The following is a 16,178-nucleotide window of genomic DNA, read 5'->3' on the forward strand; positions in this document are numbered from 1 at the left end:
ACACCTGAAGCGCCCCGGCCTGTCGGATGGGCATTGCGGCGGGCGGGACGATCTGCCGCCGGCCTACACCGCTGGGCACCCGCTGCGACGCCTGCCGGACGATGGAGGGGCGAGTTGCACGACCTGGGAGGCTTGGCGATGAAGCCGCCAGCACTGCACCCGGAGCGCCAGCACTGCCTGGGCTGCCGACACCTGCAACCTGTGACCGGCCTGCTGGATTGCGTGGAGCTGGTTTCCTGGCGAGACGGCACACCGCCAGATGCACCGTGCAAGGTTCCCATGTTGCGCATTGTCGGCAAGCCGCCGGGCTGAGGCAGGGCGGGGGAGGGGGGGGTAAATCTCTGGGGGGAATCGGCCCTCGAAACCGACCGGTATCTCATCGAGAGACTTTTCCTCAATTTCAAACGAAAATCAAAACGGCAGGCGTCAAAGGCACCCTCTGAAATCGCCTGAATCCCGCTGCTGGCGCGGGTTTCGGGACCTTTTGATTACGTCGAAACCGGGACGCAAGGCCGGTACCGTGGGGGGGTGCTCAGTTTTGAGCCATGCCGCCTCAGGCTGAGGAAAAGGGGTCTCCCCATTTCTGAGGACACCCCGCAGCCTGCTTGACGGCAAGCCATGCCGGGCTGACCGGCTTAGCCCGCCCCTGATTCGGGGACGACAACACCGACCCGCCCCCCGAGGCGGTTTTTCTTCGCCTGCCGTCCGCGTGCTTTGCGCTGGCGCTTACATAGCGCTTACACGACCGCTTGAAAGCAAAACGCCAACCCCGAAGGATTGGCGTAAGTGCTTGATGTAACTGGTGGGCCCCCTGGGAGTCGAACCCAGCACCAACGGATTATGAGTCCGCTGCTCTAACCAGGCATGAGCTAGAGGCCCTTAAAACTGACTGCTTGCACTAGTGCTTGCTCGGCTTTGCATGGCGCAGTGTAAGCGCTTGTGTTTGCCGCATGAAACTCGTTCTGAACTGCCTATTATGGGTCATTTGCTCTAGCCAGCTGAGCTATGGGCCCGAAAAAAGGGGCGGGCCCGGCAACAGGCCCGACAGTAAAGTTTATGACTCGTTGTCCAGGAAGCTGCGCAGGCGTTCGGAGCGGCTCGGGTGGCGCAGCTTGCGCAGGGCCTTGGCTTCGATCTGGCGGATGCGCTCGCGGGTGACGTCGAACTGCTTGCCGACTTCTTCCAGGGTGTGGTCGGTGTTCATCTCGATGCCGAAGCGCATGCGCAGGACCTTGGCTTCCCTCGGGGTGAGGGAGTCGAGGACTTCCTTGGTGGCGTCGCGCAGGCTGGAGTACAGCGCGGCTTCGGCCGGGGCCAGGGTGGCGTTGTCCTCGATGAAGTCACCCAGGTGGGAGTCGTCGTCGTCGCCGATGGGGGTTTCCATGGAGATGGGTTCCTTGGAGATCTTAAGGATCTTGCGGATCTTCTCCTCGGGCATTTCCATCTTCTCGGCCAGGGTGGCGGGATCGGGCTCGTTGCCGGTCTCCTGCAGGATCTGGCGGGAGATCCGGTTCATCTTGTTGATCGTCTCGATCATGTGCACCGGGATGCGGATGGTGCGGGCCTGGTCGGCGATCGAGCGGGTGATGGCCTGACGGATCCACCACGTGGCGTAAGTGGAGAATTTGTAGCCGCGGCGGTATTCGAACTTGTCCACCGCCTTCATCAGGCCGATGTTCCCTTCCTGGATCAGATCGAGGAACTGCAGGCCGCGATTGGTGTACTTTTTGGCGATGGAGATCACGAGGCGCAGGTTGGCCTCGGTCATCTCGCGCTTGGCGCGGCGGGCCTTGGCTTCGCCGGTGGACATCTGTTTGTTGATGTCCTTGAGTTCCTTGAGCGGAATGCCGATGCGCTCTTCCAGGGCGATCAGCTTCTGCTGTTCTTCGAGCACGGCAGGTTGCATGCGCATCAGCACGGCCGTGTTCTTGGGGCCAGCCGAAATCTCGTTCTTGAGCCAGTCCAGGTCGGTTTCATGTCCGGGGAAGCTCTTGATGAAGTGGGGGCGGGGCATGCCGGCCTTTTCCACACACAGGTTGAGGATCTTGCGCTCGTGGCCACGGGCCTGATCAACCATGTGCCGTACCGCGTCACACAGGCGCTCGGTGGTGCGCGCGGTGAAGCGGATGTTCATCAGTTCATTGGAGACCTGCTCCTGAAACTTGAGGTAGGTCTTGTCCTGATACCCCTTTTTTTGCAGGACTGCGGCCATCTTCTCGTAAAGATCGCGCAGGGTTGCAAAACGCTCCAGGGCTTCTGTCTTGAGCTTGATCAGTGAAGCGGACTGGGCACCACCGCCGGCAGCGTCAGCATCGTCCTCGTCTTCTTCTTCCGCGTCATCCACATCCAGATCGTCACTTTCTGCGAGCTCTTCGATCTCTTCGACTGCGTTCGGATCGATCAGCCCATCGATCAGTTCATCGATGCGCATCTCATCCCTGCCGATCTTGTCGGCGCAGTCGAGAATGTCGGCGATGGTGGTGGGGCATGCCGAAATGGCCTGAATCATGTGTTTCAGGCCCTCCTCGATGCGTTTGGCGATTTCGATTTCGCCTTCGCGGGTGAGGAGTTCCACGGTGCCCATTTCGCGCATGTACATGCGCACTGGGTCTGTGGTGCGGCCGAACTCGGAGTCGACGGCGGAGAGGGTCTGTTCGGCTTCGGCTTCGGCCTGTTCGTCGTCCACCACGGTGGGGGCGACTTCCGACATGAGGAGGTCTTCGGCGGCGGGGGCCACGTCGAACACCTGGATGCCCATGTCGTTGAAGGTGGTGATGATGGACTCGATCTGTTCAGCGTCCACCAGATCGTCGGGCAGGTGGTCGTTGATTTCGGCGTAGGTCAGGTAGCCCCGTTCCTTGCCGAGGGCGATCAGGGTCTTGAGCCGGGTGCGGCGAACTTCAGCCTCTTCCGCCGAGGGGGCCTCGGCGATCATCGGGGCGAGTTTGTCCTTGACCTTCGCTGCTCGCGGCTTGGCGGGCGTCTTGCGCGGTTGTTTGGGCTTTTCCGTGGTCATGGCGGTCCTCGATGTGTCGTCGACTGTTTCGGCGCCCGAAGCGCACGAAACCGAAAATTATATTATGAATCCGATGCTTTGGGGCGATTCTTGAGCTGCTGCTTGTGCAGCAGCAGTTCGGCGAGTTGGCGACGCTCGGCCGGATCCAGTCCGTGTTCCCGCTCTCGGGCGGTCAGGCGATCGATGTTCCGGCTGATTGCGTCCGCTTCCAGCTTGTTGAGGGTGTCGTTGAACAGGAGTTCGAGCGTGCCATCGTCAAAAGGGGTGTCGGCCAGCTGGCCGGCAACCCGCGCCAGCAGTGGGGCGTGGGGGGTGTCCCGGTAGTGCTCCAGCAGGGCTCCAATCCCGTGGGTGGGCAGGTCGCCGACGCTCATGGCATCGGTGATGGCGATCAGGGCGCGTCCCTCGGGGGTGTCATCGGGCAGCAGGTCGATGGGCAGGCGGGCTGCCCAGACGGGATGCTGAACGACCACCTTGAGCAGGGCTTCGGCGGGGGACTGGGGCGCTTGTCGTGGCGGTATGCGGGGAAAGTCGTTGCCCCGGCTCCGTCGACTGCCGAAGGGGCGGTCGCCAAAGTCCTTCCGGAAACCACCGCGTCGTGGGTTGTCGTCGTCGGAGGGAAGGCGTGGTGGGCGGCTGGGTTCGATTCCGAAGGCACGCTCCACTTCCGCCTGGGTGAAGCCGGCGGTCTCGGCCAGCATCTTGATGACCTGCAGGCGCAGAAGGGGGGCGCCAATCCGGGTGACCAGAGGCTTGGCCTCGTGGACGAGCCTGGCGCAGCCTTCCGCGGTTCCGGTGTCGATATCCTTCTTCAGTTCGGCCAGCAGAAACTCGGCCAGAGGCAGGGCCCGGCTCATCGCACTCCGGAAGGCTTCCGGGCCTTCGGCCCGGACAAAACTGTCCGGGTCGTGCTCTTCAGGCAGAAACAGGAAGCTCAGGGTCTTGTTGTCGGCCAGGTGCTCCAGGCTCACCTCCAGCGCACGTCCCGCAGCCCGGCGGCCGGCTGCATCTCCGTCAAAACAGAACACGACCCGGTCTGTCAGGCGTAGCAGCTTCTGGATGTGATGGGGCGTGGCCGCGGTGCCGAGGGTGGCCACCGCATTGCCGACGCCGAACTGGGCCAGGCCGACCACGTCCATGTAGCCTTCGACGACCAGGACCGATTCGTGCTCGCGGATGGCCTGGCGGGCCTGGACCAGGCCATAGAGTTCCCGCCCTTTCTCGAAGATGGGGGTCTCGGGGGAATTCAGGTATTTGGGCTCGCCCTTGCCCAGGACGCGACCACCAAAGCCGATGACGTTACCGCGCTGATCCTGGATCGGAAACATGATCCGGTCGCGGAAGCGGTCGTAGCGGCGATTCTGCTCGTTCTCGAGGACCAGGCCGCATTCCAGCAACTGGCTGGCGGTGTAGTCGGGAAAGGCTGCCTGCAGGGCGTGCCAGCCTTCGGGGGCATAGCCCAGGCCGTAGCGGGCGGCAATTTCGCCGGTCAGGCCGCGCCCCTTGAGATAGTCGATGGCCGGGCGGCTGCGCTTGAGATGCTCTTTGTAGAAGCGGGCTGCCTGTGCCATTACTTCGGTCAGGGATTGTTCGTGACTGCGGTCGCGGGGCGTGGTGCTGTCGTCCTGGGGGACTTCCATGCCCACCAGCGCAGCCAGTTCCTTTACTGCATCCACAAAACCGAGGCCGCTGTACTCCATCAGGAAGCTGATGGCGCTGCCATGCACGCCACAGCCAAAGCAGTGGTAGAACTGCTTGGTGGGGCTGACCGAGAAGGAGGCTGATTTCTCGCCATGGAAGGGGCAGCAGGCGAAGTAGTTCGCGCCCCCTTTCTTGAGCGGAAGGTGGCGTTCGATGACTTCGACGATGTCGATGCGAGCGAGAAGGTCCTGGATGAAGGACTGCGGAATCATGGTGTCAGGACGGTGCGCCAGGGCCCGCCTTCAAGGCATCCTAGCTGGTCAGGCGGGCTTTAACCAGTCTGGAGACTTCGGCCATGTCTGCCTTGCCAGCAAGCTGGGGCTTGAGGACGGCCATCAGTTTGCCCATGTCGGCGGCGCGGGTGGCGCCGGTGGTGCTGATGGCTTCATCCACAAGGGAGGCAATCTGCTCGGTGCTCAGGCCTTGCGGCTTGTAGGCATTCAGAATCTCGATTTCAAAGCGTTCTGCGTTGGCCAGGTCAAAGCGCTGGGCGCCTTCATACTGGGTGACAGAGTCCCGGCGCTGCTTGAGCATCTTGTCCACCACGGCAACGATCGCGGCATCATCGAGCTCAATCCGTTCGTCCACTTCCCTTTGCTTGATTGCAGCCAGTAGCAGGCGCAGGGCAGAAAGCCTGGCGCTTTCCCGGGCGCGCATGGCGGCCTTCATGTCTTCATTGATACGAACCTTCAGGGACATGGCGGAGTTCTCCTGGCAAAGGGGGGGTAGGGTGGGGCTCTGAAGGCGGAGCGCAGAAGGATGCCTGATCAGGGCCTTCAGTCCGGAGGAAAAGGGTTTTCTGCGTGCTCCGCGGAAATGCACAAACGCCACGCGCCCGCGCAGAAGCGCGTTTCGCGTGGCGATCGGGAAGCGTGTACTCGGGTGTTGCTTAGTACATCTTCGGGGGCAGGGTCTGGCTGCGGAGGCGCTTGTGATGGCGCTTCACCGCGGCAGCGAGCTTGCGCTTGCGCTCGGCGGTGGGCTTTTCGTAAAACTCGCGGGAGCGGAGTTCGGGCAGCAGGCCCACTTTTTCAATGGTGCGCTTGAAGCGGCGGATGGCAACCTCAAACGGCTCGTTTTCTTTGACGCGAATACCCGGCATTACGTGGCTTCCTCGAAAATTCTTGGACGGAAAAACGAAGAGTATAACTAACTCAATCGGGTCTACCAAGTCTACTTTTCGCTTTGTTGGCCGCTGACAGGTAAAATCCGCGCTTTACCCTTGGATGGGCGGCCATGCGCGTATTGGGCATCGAATCTTCCTGCGACGAAACCGGCGTTGCCGTCTACGACACCGTGCAGGGCCTGCTGGGGCATCGCCTGCATTCGCAGATCGACCTTCATGCGGTGTATGGCGGAGTGGTGCCGGAACTGGCGTCGCGCGATCACATCCGCCGTTTGCCTGTGTTGCTGCGGGAAGTACTGGAGGAGACCGGGCTGAGCTTTGCCGATATCGATGGGATTGCCTACACGGCAGGCCCGGGGCTGGCTGGCGCCCTGCTGGTGGGCGCGGGTGTGGCGGAGGCGCTGGCGCTGGCGCTGGGCAAGCCGGCCCTGCCAGTGCACCACCTTGAGGGGCATCTGCTGTCCCCCCTGCTGTCGGCGACGCCGCCGGAGTTTCCTTTCGTGGCTCTGCTGGTGTCGGGAGGACACACCCAGCTGATGCGGGTGTCCGGAGTTGGCGACTACGCCCTGTTGGGGGAGACGGTGGACGATGCGGCCGGCGAGGCCTTCGACAAGACCGCCAAGCTGCTCGGCCTGGGCTACCCCGGAGGGCCTGTGCTGGCAAGACTGGCTCAGGAGGGTGTGTCGGGGCGTTTCAAGTTGCCGCGACCGATGCTCCACAGCAAGGACTTTGACTTCAGTTTCAGCGGCCTCAAGACCGCGGTTCTGACCGCTGCTTCTGCGCCGGGCTTCTGCGAAGCGGACAAGGCGGATCTGGCTGCCGAGTTTCAGGCTGCGGCTGTGGAGGTGCTGGTGGCCAAGAGCATGGCCGCCCTGCGGCACACAGGGCTCAGGCAGTTGGTGGTGGCCGGTGGTGTCGGGGCCAACCTGGCCCTGCGTTCGGCGCTCGATGCTGCTGCGGCAAAACGGAAGGCTCGGGTGTTTTACCCCGAGCTTGAGCTATGTACCGATAACGGGGCGATGATTGCCTTTGCCGGTGCTCTCCGGTTCAAGGCGGGTGAAAGGGGGGCGCAGGGCAATGGCGAGTTTGCCGTTCGGCCACGCTGGAGCCTTCAGGAGATTGCCGTGCCCCGAGAGGCACCCTGAGTACGCAGTTCAGCCAGCCTTTTTCTTGCTGCCGATGCGGCTTTCCTGGCCGCTCATCAGGCGCTTGATGTTGTCCTTGTGGCGCCATAGCAGCAGCAGGGACATGACCGTGATGGACAGGATCCACAGGGGAGACAGGTCTAGCAGGAACGCGATACCCGGTGCCGCCAGGGATGCGCCCAGGGCTGCCAGCGAGGAGTAGCGGGTGCCGAAGGCGACTGCCAGCCAGGTGGTCAGGACTGCCAGTCCGACCCAGCCGCTGGCGCCAAGCAGCACTCCGGCGGCGGTGGCGACCCCCTTGCCCCCCTTGAAGCCCAGGAAGAGGGGGTACAGATGCCCCAGGAAGGCTGCCAGGCCGGCAGCGGGAACGGCTGCGGGGCCGAGCCCGGGAGCCAGGCTGGCTGCAAGATAAACCGCGAGCCACCCCTTGAGGGCATCGCCCAGCAGGGTCAGGATTGCGGCGAGTTTGTTGCCGCTGCGCAGGACATTGGTGGCCCCCGGGTTGCCAGACCCATACGTGCGTGGGTCTGCCATCCCGAACAGGCGGCTGACGACAACAGCAAAGGGGACAGAGCCAAGCAGATAGGCGGCCAGGAGCAGAAGCGCGAGTTGCATGTTATTGAGAAGAGGCGGACTGGAATAGCCGCAATTTTAGTTGGGACAGACGATGGATTTTATTTTTATTGAGGCACTCCGGGTCAAGTCCCGGGTGGGGATTTATCCGCGGGAGCGGGTGACCGAGCAGACGCTGGAGTTGAATCTGACTTTCGGCGTTCCCGATGCGGCAGCAGAGCATGACGATATTGCTGACACGATCGACTACGCCCGGGTGATCCAGCGTATCCGGGAGGAATTGGCCAGCCATCAGTTCAATTTGATTGAAACCCTGGGGGAGTTCATCGTGAAATTGCTTTTTGATGAATTTGATGCACCCTGGGTCAAGCTGGGGATTGCGAAAATTGGCGTGATGAAGGATGTGCGCCGGGTCGGGGTATTCATTCAGCGGGGCAGGGATGGTGTTGCGCCACCAGATCATGCGCCGACAGCCGGCCTGCCCCATTGAAGCAGACTAGCCTTGCCGGGTCCCAGGGCCCGGCAATTCAGGCTCGACCTTGCTGGCGTTGGGCCTCTGGCTGATGTCGGCCGCTGGGCACGCCTGCCCAGTGCCTGACCGGGAGCGTGCGCCGTTGTGCAATCAGATGGAGGTGACTGCCGCCGGAGTTGCATCGGCGCGCAATTCATCGAGCGCCTTGCCCTGGGCCAGCCAGTCGATGACCCATTGGGGCTTGCGGCCGTGGCCCGTCCAGCCTTTGGCCGGGTCTTCCGGGTGGTGGTACTTGATGACCGAGGCGGGTTTGGCCGCCTTCTTGACCGGTTTGGCGGCTTTTTTCGGGACCACTGGGGCGGCCGGCTTGTCGGTGGCCTCCTGGCCCAGCACTTCCGTCAGGCTCAGTCCGTGCTCCGCGGCCAGTTTCTGCATCCGCTTGAGGAGATCCTTTTTGGCGGTGTCCGAGCGACGGCGAATTTCGGTCTCGACTTTGCTTTGCAGACGGCGCAATTCGGTAAGAGAAAGGGAGGAGATATCCATGGTGTTTTCTTCCTGTGAATGACCCGGTGGAGCCAGTCGGTGTTGTCAGGTGTGGAGTCAATCCTTTGACATTGTGCCGGCAATTCCCGGATGCATGCGCATAGGTTTGCAGTCAAGGGAGTTTCTTATTAGCCCCATTCTGCCATCAATGATGGGTGGGGGGAAAGGTGTTTTATTTCTGCCTTCATTCAAGGGCCGCATTCACCGTGGCGGGTTGAAGTATGTGCAGGATATCGTGGGGATGAACGCCGACGAGAAATCCCCTTTTTCCCCCGTTGATATAAACGAGGGGCAGGTCGAGGATGCTTTTTTCCATGAACACGGGCATCTGCTTGCGCGTGCCGAAGGGGGATGTGCCGCCCACCAGATAGCCGGTGTGGCGCTGGGCCACGGCCGGATCGCAAGGGTTAATGTGCTTTCGCCCAGCCTGGCGAGCCAGTTCCTTGGTGGATACCTTGCGATCGCCATGCATCAGCACAATCAATGGATGGCGGTCTTCGTCTTCCATTACCAGTGTTTTGATGACCGCATGCTCAGATACATTGAGTTCCCGGGATGACACCTTGGTGCCGCCACGCTCTTCATAGGTATAAAGGTGAACGGAAAAAGGCATCTTGTGCTGGCGCAGGAAACGGGTGGCGGGAGTTTCCGGTGCGTGCGTGTCGGCGCGTGACATGATCTGCTGGCCTTATTCAAATGAAGTCATTGGCCTGCCCCGGGATGACAGGGGCAGGGAGAATTGGCGGGCTGCGCTGCTTTTCGGGCGGCTGTTCATGGTGTGACGTGGGCGCTTGGGGTGAGGGCACAGGCCGCGCTTATTTCGTGGTGCAATAACCAGCGTTTGGCCTCCATCAGAAAGCCTGAGCTCTCATGAGCAAAACCGCCCGGGCCCCGGGAGGAAATAACCCGGTGACAGGGAATGGCAATGGGGAAGGGGTTGTCGCCGCAGGCTTGTCCCACTGCCCGGGCGCCGGAACCCAGTTGCTGTGCAAGAGCCCCATAGGTGCGGGTCTGTCCCCGTGGAATCGCTGCAATGGCAGCCCATACCCGGCGTCGAAAGGGGGTTCCGGAGGGCTTCAGGGGTAACAGGAAAGGATGGTCCGGATTCCGCCAATAGGATTCAAGCTGAAGGGCCGCCTGGGTTGAAAGCAGGCAGGACGGCGGGTGCAGGGGGTATTCCGGCGGCAGGAAGACAATTTCCTGAATATGTGTTCCTGCAATCAGGATGCCCAGTCTGCCGAATGGCGCAGGGATTACCGCTGAATAGACCGGGCTGCGTCCTGTTGAATGGAGAGAGTGGCTGGAGAGGGGATGCATGGACGGATTCTGCGCCGGCCGTGGCACTGGATCAAGGCCGTGTTGTCTGCCCTGGCCCGGCGGCACTGCGTGCCGCGAATGGTCCTGCTTTTCTGTGCTCTGCCAGCAGAAAACCAGGATTCCGGTGTGTGGCATGCCTGCGAGTTGAATCGGGGGCGCCCGGAGCATTCCTGAGGATGGGCAGGGTCTGCCTGAGGTTGCGGGCGTGGTTTCGCCGTGATTCTTTTTCTCAGGCTTTCGGGAGCCTGCCTGACCGTGTTGCCAGGCCCGGCAGGCTCCCGACGATCAGCTCCGTACGTGCCCTTCGCCGAAGACGATCCATTTCTGGCTGGTCAGCCCCTCCAGGCCCACGGGGCCGCGGGCGTGGATCTTGTCGGTGGAGATGCCGATCTCGGCACCCAGACCGTACTCGAAGCCGTCCGCAAAGCGGGTGGAGGCGTTGATCATTACCGAGGCGGAGTCTACTTCCCGCAGGAAGCGCATGGCGCGGGTGTAGTGTTCGCTGACGATGGATTCGGTGTGCTGGGAAGAGCAGGTGTTGATGTGCTCGATGGCTTCATCCAGGCCTGCCACCACCTTGACGGCGATGATCGGGGCGAGAAATTCCTCGCTCCAGTCGGAGTCTACTGCCGCCTTGAGCTGGGCTTCCGGAATGCCGGCTTCCCGCAGGATCGCCAATGCAGCCGGGCAGGCACGCAACTCAACGCCCTTGCCGGCCAGAAGGGTGCCAATGGCGGGGAGCTGGGTCCTGGCGATGGCCTGGTCCACCAGCAGGGATTCCGTGGTGTTGCAGGTCCCGTAGCGCTGGGTCTTGGCGTTGTCCACGATCGCCAGGGCCTTGGCCGGGTCCGCGTACTCATCCACATACACATGGCAGTTGCCGTCCAGGTGCTTGATGACGGGTACCCGGGCCTCGCGGGAGATGCGCTCGATCAGGCCCTTGCCCCCCCGGGGGACGATCACGTCCACGAACTGGGGCATGGTGATCAGTTCCCCCACGGCGGCCCGGTCGGAGGTCTCGATGACCTGGATGGCGGTTTCCGGCAGGCCGGCGGCGGCAAGGCCGGTACGCACACAGGCGGCGATGGCCTGGTTGGAATGCAGGGCTTCCTTGCCGCCGCGCAGGATGGCGGCATTGCCGGACTTGAGGCAGAGGGCTGCGGCATCGGCGGTGACGTTCGGGCGGGCTTCGTAGATGATGCCGATGACTCCCAGGGGGACCCGCATCTTGCCTACTGAAATCCCGGAGGGGCGACGCTTCATGTCGGTGATTTCGCCGACCGGATCGGGGAGGGCAGCGATCTGTTCCAGGCCGAGGGCCATTGCTTCGATCCCCTTTTCGGACAGGGTCAGGCGATCGATCATCGCCGGTTCGAGTCCGTTGCTGCGGGCCTCCTCAAGGTCGCGCTGGTTGGCTGCAACGAGGGCAGCCTTGTGGGTGCGGATCTCGGCAGCCATGGCCAGCAGGGCGGTGTTTTTGGCGTCGGTGGTGGCTGCAGCCACGGACCGGGAGGCGGCGCGGGCTTCACGGCCAACGCTCTGCATGTAGGTCTTGATGTCCATCTGGTCTTGGTCTCGAATCGGTTGCAGGGCTCAGCGACGGGGCGCGGTGGCGTTCTGTCTGCGGCACAGGCGCAGGCACAGCTGGAGAAACTCGTCCCACACATCGCCGGGCGTCAGGCCCTTGATCATCCGGTCAATCCGTGCCGCATGCAAGACGGCCGTGCGCAAGGCGGCTCCTCCCAGATGCGGCAGCGCGCGCTGGATGGCCTGTTTGCGGCGTTCTTCAAAAACCCGCTGACTCTTCAGGAGGCCCGGGAGGGCCTGGCCCTCGTCCAGTCCCTGGCGCAGGCTGGCCAGACTGCGGATCTCGTTGGACAGGGTCCACAGGACCAGCAGCGGTGCCTCTCCTTCACCTTTCAGGCCCTCGAGGAGGCGCGCGCAGCGTGCCATGTCGCCCTCCAGCATGGCCATCCGCAGCTTGTCCACATCGTAGCGGGCCACGTTGAGAACGGCTTCCCGCACGGCTTGCAGGCTCAGCTCTCCCGGAGGATGGAGCAGCCCCAGTTTCATGATCTCCTGGTGGGCGGCCAGCAGGTTGCCCTCCACATGATCGGCAATGAACGCCAGGGCTTCGGGTGCAGCCTTCTGCTGCTGGGCCGCCAGGCGGCGGGAAATCCACTCGGGCAGGCGGTCCCGCTCGGGGGCGTTGAGTTCGACCATCACGCCAGCCTCCGCCAGCGCGGTGAACCAGCCGGCCTTGCGGACCGTCCAGTCCAGTTCGGGCAGAGTGATCAGGGTGACGACCCCGTCCTCCAGATGGCGGACATGGCGCTGCAGCGCCTCGCCGCCTTCACGCCCCGGCTTGCCATTGGGAATGCGCAGGTCCACCAGCTTGCTGGCGCCGAACAGGGAAAGGTTGCCCGCAGCGGAGCGTAGTTCGACCCATTTGAATCCCTGCCCAGCCACTAGCACCTCCCGCTCCACGTAGCCCTGCTTGCGGGCTGCGGCGCGAATGGCATCGCCTGCCTCCAGGACCAGCAGGGGTTCGTTGCCGTGGAGGGTGTACAAGGGGCCGAGGGGGCGGTCGAGCTGGGCGGCGAGCTGCTCGGGACGGAGGATCACGGTTTGGGCTGGGTCTCGGGCATCTTCGCCGAGGACAGGCGACGGATCAGCTGTTGCACCAGGTCCCCCTGCATGTCCCGGTAGAGCAGGATTTCCTCCTGTTCCTTGGCGAGAATCTGGGAGTCGTCAAAGGCCAGATCGCGACTCAGGAGGATTTCGTTGGCGGGCATGATGACCTGACCCCCCTTGTCTACCAGCCGGAAGGTGAAGCGCTGACGCAGCTGGTATTCCCTGACCCGGCCCTGGGTGTTGAGGGCCAGGATGACCTTTTCCCGGGCGTCCGTCAGGACCTCCAGGCGTACTTCAGCCTCATCCCGGTCGTCCACCACCCGGGTGTCGCCGTTGGCACGGATCTGGCGCCGGATGGCGGCCGCCAGCTCGGAGTATTCATTCATGCCCAGGTGGATTGAGCCGAAGGGCATCGGGCGCGGGCCGCGCAGCTTGAAGCCACAGCCGGCTGCCAGCAGGGGCAGGGTGCCGAGCAAGGCCAGAACCCGGCGGCGGGCGAGGGGAGGGTGGGTTTTCATCGGGCAGTGTCCTTCTGCAGGCGCTCGCGTTCCTTCTCGTAGGCCTCGTGGCGGGGGGGCGGGGGGTCACGCTGAAGGTCGCGCCCGGGTTCATGCTGCCGGCGGACCCCCTCCTGGCGGAGTCCTTCGTACAGGTTGTGTTCCGTCCGGTGGGGGATGCAGCCGCCCAGAACGGCCAGGGCGGACAGGATAAAGAGGCTGCGCATGGAGAGAGCTCCGGATCAGCCCACGATGTTGACCAGCCTGCCCGGGACCACCACCACTTTTTTGGGGGAACGGCCTTCCAGGAATTTGATCGTCGCTTCATGGGCCAGGGCGGCGGCCTCGATGAGGTCCCTGGGGGCATCGGCGGCTACCCGGACGGCACCCCGCAGCTTGCCATTGACCTGCAGCATCAGTTCGACTTCGTCCTGGACCAGCGCAGCGTCGAGGGGCTCGGGCCAGGCGGCCTTGAGGATGTCCTCGCCGTAGCCCAGATCCAGCCACAGGGCGTGGCTGATGTGCGGGGTGAGGGGCGAGAGCACACGCAGCAGGATGCCGAAGCACTCCTCGATGGTCTCGGCCGCCAGGGCGCCCTGGCGCGGTGCCTTCTCGAGGGCGTTGAGCATCTTCATGGTGGCCGAGGCCACGGTGTTGAACTGCTGCTTGCCCAGGTCGTAGTTGGCCTGCTTGAGGAGCAGGTGGATCTCGCGGCGGAAGGCGGCCAGGTCGTCCGGCAGCTTGGCACCGGGGAGCTGGCGCTGGGCGCCGATCTGGCTGCGGATCTCGCTGGCGAACAGATGGCCGAAGCTCCACACCCGGCGCAGGAAGCGATAGGCGCCTTCGACGCCGGCGTCGGACCACTCGAGGGTCTGCTCGGGGGGCGCGGCGAACATCATGAAGAAGCGGGCGGTGTCGGCGCCGTACTGCTCGATGAGTGACTGCGGGTCCACCCCGTTGTTCTTGGACTTGGACATGGTGGTGAGCTCGTGCTCGAGCACCGTGCCGTCCTTCTTGAGGGTGGCGCCGGTGATCTGGCCCTTGGCGTCCTTCTGGACGTCGAGCTCGCTCTCCCAGAAGTAGTTTTTGCCGCCGCCCTCGGGTTTGTGGAAGAAGGCGTTGTTCAGCACCATGCCCTGGGTCAGCAGGTGGGCGAAGGGCTCGCGGTAGGTGACGAGGCCCAGGTCACGCATCACCTTGGTCCAGAAGCGGGAGTACAGCAGGTGCAGGATGGCGTGCTCGATGCCGCCGATGTACTGATCCACGGTCATCCAGTAGTTGGTCTCGTCGTCCACCATCTTGTCGGCGCCGAAGGTGGTGGCGTAGCGGGCGTAGTACCAGGACGAATCCACAAAGGTGTCCATGGTGTCGGTCTCGCGCCGCGCCGGCTTGCCGCAGCACGGGCAGGCCACGTTGAGGAAGTCCTCACGCTTGTGCAGCGGGTTGCCGGAGCCGTCGGGCACGCAGTCTTCGGGCAGCACCACCGGGAGCTGATCGTCGGGCACCGGCACCGAGCCGCAGCTGTCGCAGTGGATGATGGGGATCGGGCAGCCCCAGTAGCGCTGGCGGGAGATGCCCCAGTCGCGCAGGCGCCATTGCACCTTCTTCTCGCCGATGCCCTGGGCGGCCAGATCGGCGGCGATGGCGTCCACAGCGGCGTCATAGCCGAGCCCGTCGTATTTGCCGGAATTGACGCAGACGCCGTCCTTGCTGCCGTACCACTCCTGCCAGGCGTCCAGGCTGTAGGGCTTGTCGCCCAGGGCAATGACCTGCTCGATCGGCAGCGCGTATTTCTTGGCAAACGCGAAGTCACGTTCGTCGTGGGCCGGGACGCCCATCACGGCGCCGTCGCCGTAGTTCATCAGCACGTAGTTGCCGACCCACACCTCGACCTGCTTGCCGGTGAGGGGGTGGGTGACGAACAGGCCGGTGGGCAGGCCTTCCTTTTCCATGGTCGCCATGTCGGCTTCCATCACCGAGCCATGCTTGCACTTCTCGATGAAGGCGGCGAGTTCGGGGTTGGAGCGGGCGGCGTGGAGGGCCAGCGGGTGTTCGGCGGCCACGGCGCAGAAGGTGACGCCCATGATGGTGTCGGCGCGGGTGGTGAACACCCACAGCTTGCCGTCGTTGATCAGGCTGCCGCCGTTATCGGGATCGGCGATGTCGTGCTTGAAGGCGAAGCGCACGCCGGTGCTCTTGCCGATCCAGTTGGCCTGCATCAGCTTGACCCGCTCGGGCCAGCCGGTGAGTTCATCCAGGTCGCCCAGCAGCTCGTCGGCGTAATCGGTGATCTTGAGGTAGTAGCCGGGGATCTCGCGCTTCTCGACCACCGCGCCGGTGCGCCAGCCGCGGCCGTCGATGACCTGCTCGTTGGCCAGCACGGTCTGGTCCACCGGGTCCCAGTTCACCACCTGGGTCTTGCGCTCGGCGATGCCTTTTTCGAGCATGCGCAGGAAGATCCACTGGTTCCACTTGTAGTACTCGGGGGTGCAGGTGGCCAGCTCGCGGCTCCAGTCGATGGCAAAGCCCAGCGACTTGAGCTGCTGCTTCATGTAGGCGATGTTGTCGTAGGTCCACTTGGCCGGCGGCACCTGGTTCTTGATCGCGGCGTTTTCGGCGGGCAGGCCGAAGGCGTCCCAGCCCATGGGCTGCAGGACGTTGAAACCCTTCATCTTGTGGAAGCGGGACAGCACGTCGCCGATGGTGTAGTTGCGCACGTGCCCCATGTGCAGCTTGCCCGAGGGGTAGGGGAACATGGACAGGCAGTAGTACTTGGGCCTGGACGCGTCGGCGGTGACGCGGAAGGCGTGGGTAGCGTCCCAGTGCTGCTGGGCGGCGCGCTCAATGTCGGCGGGTTTGTACTGTTGTTTGTCCTGCATGGCCGTGGCGGGTGCGATTGGAACGAAACCGCGCATTATAAACGCCCGGCGCGAAGCCTGCTTGGGCCTCCTCAAGACATTGATGTGACGGAAGATTTCGGTCTGCGCACGGATCTGGTGCGATGTCAGGTCATAAACCCTCTGCTACAATCGGGCCCCGCAATGCACCATTTCCCCATGTCCGAACCCCTTGTTCGTCTCGAGAACGTGCGTTTTGCCTATGGGGAGCGGACGATTCTGCGGGATATTTCCCTGTCGATCCCAGATCGGAAGAG

At 63.3% G+C, this 16,178-nt stretch carries 16 protein-coding genes and 1 tRNA gene; 3 read left to right on the forward strand and 14 right to left on the reverse strand.

Annotated features, from left to right (window positions below; all coding sequences use genetic code 11):
* The first annotated feature begins 138 nt into the window (after positions 1 to 138).
* Positions 139 to 312 carry a hypothetical protein gene (locus PHD22_RS12960; protein WP_299867497.1) on the forward strand — a complete coding sequence of 58 codons (174 nt, stop codon included), beginning with the start codon at positions 139 to 141 and terminating at the stop codon, positions 310 to 312.
* Positions 313 to 800: 488 nt separating this feature from the next.
* On the opposite strand, the gene PHD22_RS12965 is transcribed toward PHD22_RS12960, so the two are convergent.
* The 5 genes from PHD22_RS12965 to rpsU form a co-directional block, all read right to left on the reverse strand.
* A tRNA-Ile gene (locus PHD22_RS12965) sits at positions 801 to 879 on the reverse strand.
* 175 nt (positions 880 to 1,054) lie between these two features.
* Positions 1,055 to 3,016, reverse strand: coding sequence for an RNA polymerase sigma factor RpoD (rpoD, locus tag PHD22_RS12970; RefSeq protein WP_299867500.1), 1,962 nt, complete (start codon positions 3,014 to 3,016; stop codon positions 1,055 to 1,057).
* A 62-nt stretch (positions 3,017 to 3,078) separates the two neighbouring features.
* Entirely contained in the window at positions 3,079 to 4,929 is a 1,851-nt protein-coding gene (dnaG, locus tag PHD22_RS12975) for a DNA primase (protein ID WP_299867503.1), read from the reverse strand.
* Positions 4,930 to 4,969: 40 nt separating this feature from the next.
* The gene (locus PHD22_RS12980; RefSeq protein ID WP_299867506.1) at positions 4,970 to 5,416 is read right to left on the reverse strand and encodes a GatB/YqeY domain-containing protein; all 447 of its coding nucleotides are present in this window, start codon (positions 5,414 to 5,416) and stop codon (positions 4,970 to 4,972) included.
* 190 nt (positions 5,417 to 5,606) lie between these two features.
* Complete coding sequence (gene rpsU / locus PHD22_RS12985) at positions 5,607 to 5,819, reverse strand: 30S ribosomal protein S21 (RefSeq protein WP_079432811.1); 213 nt, start codon at positions 5,817 to 5,819, stop codon at positions 5,607 to 5,609.
* Positions 5,820 to 5,953: 134 nt separating this feature from the next.
* On the opposite strand from rpsU, the gene tsaD reads away from it, so the two are divergent.
* The gene (tsaD, locus tag PHD22_RS12990; RefSeq protein WP_299867511.1) at positions 5,954 to 6,988 is read left to right on the forward strand and encodes a tRNA (adenosine(37)-N6)-threonylcarbamoyltransferase complex transferase subunit TsaD; all 1,035 of its coding nucleotides are present in this window, start codon (positions 5,954 to 5,956) and stop codon (positions 6,986 to 6,988) included.
* Between the two features lie 9 nt (positions 6,989 to 6,997).
* Here tsaD and plsY read toward each other — a convergent pair whose 3' ends face one another.
* Positions 6,998 to 7,603: a glycerol-3-phosphate 1-O-acyltransferase PlsY gene (gene plsY, locus PHD22_RS12995; RefSeq protein WP_299867514.1), complete on the reverse strand. Its 606-nt coding sequence runs from the start codon at positions 7,601 to 7,603 to the stop codon at positions 6,998 to 7,000.
* 52 nt (positions 7,604 to 7,655) lie between these two features.
* On the opposite strand from plsY, the gene PHD22_RS13000 reads away from it, so the two are divergent.
* Positions 7,656 to 8,051 (forward strand): dihydroneopterin aldolase, encoded by a 396-nt coding sequence (locus tag PHD22_RS13000; RefSeq protein WP_299867517.1) that lies wholly within the window; start codon positions 7,656 to 7,658, stop codon positions 8,049 to 8,051.
* 132 nt (positions 8,052 to 8,183) lie between these two features.
* Here PHD22_RS13000 and PHD22_RS13005 read toward each other — a convergent pair whose 3' ends face one another.
* The 8 genes from PHD22_RS13005 to leuS all read right to left on the reverse strand — a co-directional run bounded on the left by PHD22_RS13005 (position 8,184) and on the right by leuS (position 15,903).
* A complete protein-coding gene (locus tag PHD22_RS13005; protein WP_299867520.1) occupies positions 8,184 to 8,576 on the reverse strand; it encodes an H-NS histone family protein in 393 nt (130 codons plus the stop codon).
* 184 nt (positions 8,577 to 8,760) lie between these two features.
* Positions 8,761 to 9,252, reverse strand: coding sequence for a Cys-tRNA(Pro) deacylase (ybaK, locus tag PHD22_RS13010; protein ID WP_299867523.1), 492 nt, complete (start codon positions 9,250 to 9,252; stop codon positions 8,761 to 8,763).
* 95 nt (positions 9,253 to 9,347) lie between these two features.
* Positions 9,348 to 10,061 (reverse strand): methylated-DNA--[protein]-cysteine S-methyltransferase, encoded by a 714-nt coding sequence (locus PHD22_RS13015; RefSeq protein WP_366520736.1) that lies wholly within the window; start codon positions 10,059 to 10,061, stop codon positions 9,348 to 9,350.
* A 117-nt stretch (positions 10,062 to 10,178) separates the two neighbouring features.
* On the reverse strand, positions 10,179 to 11,456 hold the full coding sequence (locus tag PHD22_RS13020) for a glutamate-5-semialdehyde dehydrogenase (protein WP_299867529.1): 1,278 nt from the start codon (positions 11,454 to 11,456) through the stop codon (positions 10,179 to 10,181).
* Between the two features lie 30 nt (positions 11,457 to 11,486).
* Positions 11,487 to 12,518 (reverse strand): DNA polymerase III subunit delta, encoded by a 1,032-nt coding sequence (holA, locus tag PHD22_RS13025; protein WP_299867531.1) that lies wholly within the window; start codon positions 12,516 to 12,518, stop codon positions 11,487 to 11,489.
* Entirely contained in the window at positions 12,515 to 13,045 is a 531-nt protein-coding gene (gene lptE, locus PHD22_RS13030) for an LPS assembly lipoprotein LptE (RefSeq protein WP_299867533.1), read from the reverse strand. Before lptE ends, holA begins: the two co-directional genes overlap by 4 nt.
* Positions 13,042 to 13,251 carry a hypothetical protein gene (locus tag PHD22_RS13035; protein ID WP_299867534.1) on the reverse strand — a complete coding sequence of 70 codons (210 nt, stop codon included), beginning with the start codon at positions 13,249 to 13,251 and terminating at the stop codon, positions 13,042 to 13,044. Before PHD22_RS13035 ends, lptE begins: the two co-directional genes overlap by 4 nt.
* A 15-nt stretch (positions 13,252 to 13,266) precedes the next feature.
* Positions 13,267 to 15,903 carry a leucine--tRNA ligase gene (gene leuS / locus PHD22_RS13040; protein WP_299867536.1) on the reverse strand — a complete coding sequence of 879 codons (2,637 nt, stop codon included), beginning with the start codon at positions 15,901 to 15,903 and terminating at the stop codon, positions 13,267 to 13,269.
* Positions 15,904 to 16,178 lie beyond the last annotated feature (275 nt).

Source organism: Zoogloea sp. (assembly GCF_028693495.1).
In the GTDB taxonomy this organism is placed as follows: Bacteria; Pseudomonadota; Gammaproteobacteria; order Burkholderiales; family Rhodocyclaceae; genus Zoogloea.

What these genes read in the sequence shown, in the direction of transcription:
- PHD22_RS12960 (WP_299867497.1), top strand. Translation starts at nt 139, where the DNA reads ATGAAGCCGCCAGCACTGCACCCGGAGCGCCAGCACTGCCTGGGCTGC.
- rpoD (WP_299867500.1), bottom strand. Translation starts at nt 3,016, where the DNA reads ATGACCACGGAAAAGCCCAAACAACCGCGCAAGACGCCCGCCAAGCCG.
- dnaG (WP_299867503.1), bottom strand. Translation starts at nt 4,929, where the DNA reads ATGATTCCGCAGTCCTTCATCCAGGACCTTCTCGCTCGCATCGACATC.
- PHD22_RS12980 (WP_299867506.1), bottom strand. Translation starts at nt 5,416, where the DNA reads ATGTCCCTGAAGGTTCGTATCAATGAAGACATGAAGGCCGCCATGCGC.
- rpsU (WP_079432811.1), bottom strand. Translation starts at nt 5,819, where the DNA reads ATGCCGGGTATTCGCGTCAAAGAAAACGAGCCGTTTGAGGTTGCCATC.
- tsaD (WP_299867511.1), top strand. Translation starts at nt 5,954, where the DNA reads ATGCGCGTATTGGGCATCGAATCTTCCTGCGACGAAACCGGCGTTGCC.
- plsY (WP_299867514.1), bottom strand. Translation starts at nt 7,603, where the DNA reads ATGCAACTCGCGCTTCTGCTCCTGGCCGCCTATCTGCTTGGCTCTGTC.
- PHD22_RS13000 (WP_299867517.1), top strand. Translation starts at nt 7,656, where the DNA reads ATGGATTTTATTTTTATTGAGGCACTCCGGGTCAAGTCCCGGGTGGGG.
- PHD22_RS13005 (WP_299867520.1), bottom strand. Translation starts at nt 8,576, where the DNA reads ATGGATATCTCCTCCCTTTCTCTTACCGAATTGCGCCGTCTGCAAAGC.
- ybaK (WP_299867523.1), bottom strand. Translation starts at nt 9,252, where the DNA reads ATGTCACGCGCCGACACGCACGCACCGGAAACTCCCGCCACCCGTTTC.
- PHD22_RS13015 (WP_366520736.1), bottom strand. Translation starts at nt 10,061, where the DNA reads ATGCTCCGGGCGCCCCCGATTCAACTCGCAGGCATGCCACACACCGGA.
- PHD22_RS13020 (WP_299867529.1), bottom strand. Translation starts at nt 11,456, where the DNA reads ATGGACATCAAGACCTACATGCAGAGCGTTGGCCGTGAAGCCCGCGCC.
- lptE (WP_299867533.1), bottom strand. Translation starts at nt 13,045, where the DNA reads ATGAAAACCCACCCTCCCCTCGCCCGCCGCCGGGTTCTGGCCTTGCTC.
- PHD22_RS13035 (WP_299867534.1), bottom strand. Translation starts at nt 13,251, where the DNA reads ATGCGCAGCCTCTTTATCCTGTCCGCCCTGGCCGTTCTGGGCGGCTGC.
- leuS (WP_299867536.1), bottom strand. Translation starts at nt 15,903, where the DNA reads ATGCAGGACAAACAACAGTACAAACCCGCCGACATTGAGCGCGCCGCC.